The sequence below is a fragment of the Microcoleus sp. S13_C5 genome, assembly GCF_036700845.1.
GTDB lineage: Bacteria > Cyanobacteriota > Cyanobacteriia > Cyanobacteriales > Microcoleaceae > Microcoleus.
Genome location: NZ_JAUBPR010000200.1, coordinates 2,881 through 6,698, shown reverse-complemented (window position 1 = coordinate 6,698; position 3,818 = coordinate 2,881). Strand labels below are relative to the sequence as shown.

General features: G+C 48.8%; 2 protein-coding genes. Both read right to left on the bottom strand.

Going from position 1 to position 3,818, the window contains the following annotated elements; genetic code table 11:
* Positions 1-254: 254 nt before the first annotated feature.
* Entirely contained in the window at positions 255-3,071 is a 2,817-nt protein-coding gene (secA, locus tag QUA04_RS28220) for a preprotein translocase subunit SecA (protein ID WP_333263690.1), read from the bottom strand.
* Between the two features lie 360 nt (positions 3,072-3,431).
* The coding region (locus tag QUA04_RS28215) for a HEAT repeat domain-containing protein (protein WP_333263687.1) at positions 3,432-3,818 on the bottom strand (387 nt) is incomplete at its 5' end.

Below are 3,818 nucleotides of genomic sequence, written 5' to 3'. Positions count from 1 at the left end.
AGGATTTAGATGCGTCTCGAAAACTTTTTGGTATAATTGAGGGAACATATATTTTGTGTGGGGGTCGCAGCGACCCCCAATTTTTTTTGGTGACGCTTGGCTCAAACCCTTATTCTACCTGATTTGCAGCCCCCTTGTTACCCCTTGAGGTTGGCCTATTATGATTTTAGGGTTAAATTCCCTTAAAATAAAACTTAAAAATGAAAGATTTAATCCTTCATTTTTAAGTTTTAAGTATCAACCGTCAACTATTTTCAAACCATCTCTGGCGAAACTTGCATTGCCGGCTGCGGCTGGAACTGGAACAGCGAATAAACAACATTGCGGCGGATATCCGTCATCATGTCCAAAAACAGCTCGTAACCTTCAGTTTTGTACTCGATTAACGGGTCTTTCTGACCGTAACCGCGCAGCCCTACAGACTCGCGCAAAGCATCCATTTGTTGCAAGTGTTCCCGCCACAAAGTATCAATTTGCTGCAAAATAAAGAACCGTTCCGCATCGCGCATCAATTCAGCTCGGATTGCATTAACTTCCGCTTCTTTAATGTCGTAAGCATTGCGGACTTGTTCGTGCAGGAATGTTTTAATTTCCTCAACTGACAAATCTTCTAGCTGATCCGGTGTCATGTCAGCAAGCAGATAAACAAATTCCTTCACCTTGCTGACGAGTTTGTCGAGTTCCCATTCTTCCGAAGGTAAATCGGGATTGATGTATGCTCCCACGATGTCGTCCATCGTTTGTTCGGCATATCTAATTACCTGTTCTTTGGAGTCCAAACCTTCCAATACTCGGCGACGTTCGGCATAGATTGCTCGACGCTGATTGTTCATCACTTCGTCGTATTCAAATACCTGCTTGCGGATGTCGTAATAGTAGGTTTCGACTTTTTTCTGAGCGCCTTCGAGGGAACGAGTCAGCATTCCAGATTCGATCGGCATATCTTCCTCAACACCGAAAGCCTTCATCAAACCGGCCACCCGTTCGCCGCCGAAAATCCTAAGCAAATTGTCTTCCAAACTCAAGAAAAACCGCGTAGAACCAGGGTCTCCTTGGCGTCCCGCCCGGCCGCGCAACTGATTGTCGATCCGGCGCGATTCGTGGCGTTCAGTACCGATGACGTGCAAGCCTCCCAACTGCACGACTTCATCGTGTTCGGTGCTGGTAAAAGCATCGTACTCCCTGCGAGTTAAATTGTAAGCTTCCCGCAATTTTTGAATTACCGGGTCTTTTGTCGGCGCTTTTTCCGAAGCTATAGCCACGATATCATCGGCTTGCAATTCCGTGAGCGATCGCGCGCCGTACTCCTTCACCGCCAATTCCACCGCCGCCACGAGCATTTGTTCGGCATTTTTCGATAGCTGCGTCGGGAAAATCTGCGCCGAAGCTTTCCAAGACTTTACCTTTTTCTTAGTCGGATCAAAACCTTGAGGTGCGGGGCGGCCACTAATACCAGGCACTTGCACCACCGAAAACCCCTCGTCATCTTCGGGTTGCACGATGCGGGGCATAAAATACTCCCGCAACTTCAGGCGCGCCATGTACTCAGAATTACCGCCCAAAATAATATCAGTACCGCGTCCCGCCATGTTTGTGGCGATCGTCACAGCGCCTTTGCGTCCGGCTTGAGCGATAATTTCTGATTCCCGCTCCACATTTTCCGGTTTAGCATTAAGCAAATTGTGAGGAATTTTCCTCTCCTGCAGCAGCCGCGACAGCAACTCCGACTTTTCCACACTCGTAGTGCCCACCAGCACCGGCCGACCGATCTCGTGCATTTCCGCGCATTCTTGGGAGATGGCATTCCACTTGCCAGCCTCCGCCTTGTAAACCATATCCGAAAGGTCTGTACGGCTGGTAATCCGGTTAGTGGGAATCAGCGTCACTTCCAGATTGTAAATCTTCTCAAACTCGGTCTCTTCAGTCTTTGCCGTCCCAGTCATCCCCGACAGCTTCGGATAAAGCAAAAAGAAATTCTGATAGGTAATCGTCGCCAGCGTCTGAGTTTCCGGCTGAATTTCCGCCCGTTCCTTCGCTTCGATCGCCTGGTGCAAACCGTCACTCCAGCGCCGTCCCGGCATGACCCGGCCGGTAAACTCATCCACAATCACGACTTCGCGATCGGGAGTGACGATGTAGTTAATATCCTTAATAAACAATTCCTTCGCCTTAATCGCATTAAAAATGTAATGCGCCCAAGGGTCAGCCGGGTCGTACAAATCCGTAACACCCAACAACCGCTCAGCTTCACCAAAGCCTTCATCGGTCAATAGCACATTCCGAGCCTTTTCGTCAACCTCGTAATGTTCTTCATTTTCCTTTCTCAGAGCAGCAGCTACCTCAGCCGCCATTATATACTTCTCACTGGGGCGTTCCACCTGGCCGGAAATAATTAAAGGCGTCCGTGCTTCATCAATCAGCACTGAGTCAACCTCGTCAATCACGCAGAAATTAAAAGGACGCTGCACTACATCTTCCATGACAGTAGCCATGTTGTCGCGCAAATAATCAAAGCCGACTTCGCTGTTAGTGGCGTAGGTAATATCGCAGCTATAATTTTTCTTTCGTTCCACCTGATCCATGCCCTGCTGAATCAGTCCCACAGTCAATCCCAGGAAGCGGTGCACCTGTCCCATCCATTCCGCGTCCCGTCTTGCGAGATAATCGTTGACGGTGATGATGTGTACGCCTTTACCGTTGAGGGCGTTGAGGTAAGCCGGCAGCGTCGCCACGAGAGTTTTGCCTTCACCGGTTTTCATTTCGGCAATTTGGCCTTTGTGCAGGATAATGCCCCCGAGGAGTTGGACATCAAAGTGGCGCATTCCTAAAACCCGTTGTCCTGCTTCCCGCACCACTGCAAAAGCCTCGGGCAAGATTTCGTCTAGGATCTCTTTCTCTTCGTTGAGAGATTTAGCTTTTGCCAGACGTTCTTGAAACTCCGCCGTTTTGCCTCTGAGGTCGTCGTCTGAGAGTGCGCGGAAGTCTTCTTCCAAAATATTGATATCAGCTACCCAAGGCTGAAATTTTCTAAGTTTGCGCGCGTTGGGATCGCCTAGCAGATTTTTAAACATGGCAGGAGAGGCAGATTTTTAATAATTTAGCTATTAGCTTTCAGGGTTACGGGCTGTAGTGTTAGCCACAACATATACCCTCCCCGATTGTAGCAACCATTGGCTCTCCTGGGCCGTCGCTGGGGGCGAGCGACCGATTTTGGATTTTAGATTTTAGATTTTAGATTGAATAATCGATCGATTTTGGATTTTGGATTTTGGATTTTCGATTGAATAATTGACCTCTGTTCCGGGTTATTAAGGGGATCGAGGGTCCTAATCGTCAAACAGCAGACCGATCGCATTTTTGGTGAAATTTCCGGAAGGGCGATCGGGTTTTACTCGCGCAAAAGCTACATACTTCTAAAAACCGACCGCCGATCAATTTCCCTCACTGGCCACCAAATCCCACAACGCATCAATACCTGAGCCGAGATATTTTGCATCCTGATGGTGATCGATCCATTGCACGACAGCAGTCAAAACGTCACTAGATTTCAGACCCAACTTACCCAAGGCCTCTGCTGCCTCACTACGCACCCAGTCATCCCCATCTTCCAGACGTAACATCAAAGCATTGATGACAGTTTCGGAAGCATTTCCCAACTTACCCAACGTTGATGCTGCCGAGCTACGCACCCCGTCATTCCCATCTTCCAGACGTAACAGCAAGGCACTGATCACGGCTTCTGAAGCATTTCCCAACTTACCCAACGTTGATGCTGCCGAGCTACGCACCCCGTCATTCCCATCTTCCAGACGTAACAG